Origin of the sequence: Bathymodiolus platifrons methanotrophic gill symbiont (assembly GCF_002189065.1) — a bacterium.
GTDB lineage: Bacteria > Pseudomonadota > Gammaproteobacteria > Methylococcales > Methylomonadaceae > Methyloprofundus.
Genome location: NZ_BDMN01000412.1, coordinates 1 through 1,001 on the forward strand (window position 1 = coordinate 1; position 1,001 = coordinate 1,001).

Below are 1,001 nucleotides of genomic sequence, written 5' to 3' on the forward strand. Positions count from 1 at the left end.
AATCGGGCTAATCAGCAAAAAGCTATTTTCATATAGCGTAGTAACAAAATCTCTACTATCCCCCCGGGCTTGTCCAACAAACGGTTCAGATTGTGGCTCGCTTCGCGATCACAATCTAACCTTGTTCGTTAGATTTCTCTAGCCTGTTTAAGAATTTTTTTGTAAACTCTCCGTGAATACTACCTACCCTTAATTATTGATTATGATAAGAGCAAGTTACAAGCACTTCTCAATATAATCCTCAGCAATTTCAGTTTCAGCCACCTGTTTATCAAACCAGAATGAAACTGGATATTCAAACCCGGTTTCATGCATATAATTGTACAAAGCTTTCTTCAAGCCCAGCCCAAGCATTTCATGATCCGTCTGTACTGAATCGATATAATCTATATCATTTTCAGCAAACAAAACATTTTCATTCTCGATCAGTTTGATACCGTACGCTTCAGGTTCAAGGCCAACCGGACTGTGAATGGTTGCCGCAAATCGGTGCCAATAGGCCGAATGGATGCAGCCCTGCTGCATTAATTGCCTGACATACTCTAAAGCATCCACGGTTTCCTGCTCGGTCTGACTAGGAAAACCATACATCAAATAAGCGTGAACTAAGATACCTGCATCGGAAAATGCTTTGGTAATCCTGGCAACCCGGGCAACACTAACTCCTTTCTGCATTAAAGCCAATAATCTATCCGAGGCAACTTCTAAGCCACCACTGATTGCAATACAACCGGAATCGGCCAGTAATTGGCATTTTTCAGCTGTAAAAGTTTTTTCAAAACGTATATTACCCCACCAGCTAATCACCACATCCTGTTCTATTAATTTGTTAGCCAGTGCAAACAGAGCTTTGGGAGGGGCGGCTTCATCGACAAAATGAAAACCTGTTTGCCCCGTTTCAGCAATCAGGGTTTTAATGCGCTGGATGGTAATATCTGTACCTGCATCATCATAATCTGAAGTTTCCCAATTATTGAGTAGCTGAAATACACAATGCTGGT

1 protein-coding gene is annotated in these 1,001 nt (G+C 41.5%); it reads right to left on the reverse strand.

From position 1 onward, the window contains the following. Positions 1-216 precede the first annotated feature (216 nt). The coding region (locus tag CDZ78_RS18435; RefSeq protein ID WP_373862499.1) for a B12-binding domain-containing radical SAM protein at positions 217-1,001 on the reverse strand (785 nt) is incomplete at its 5' end.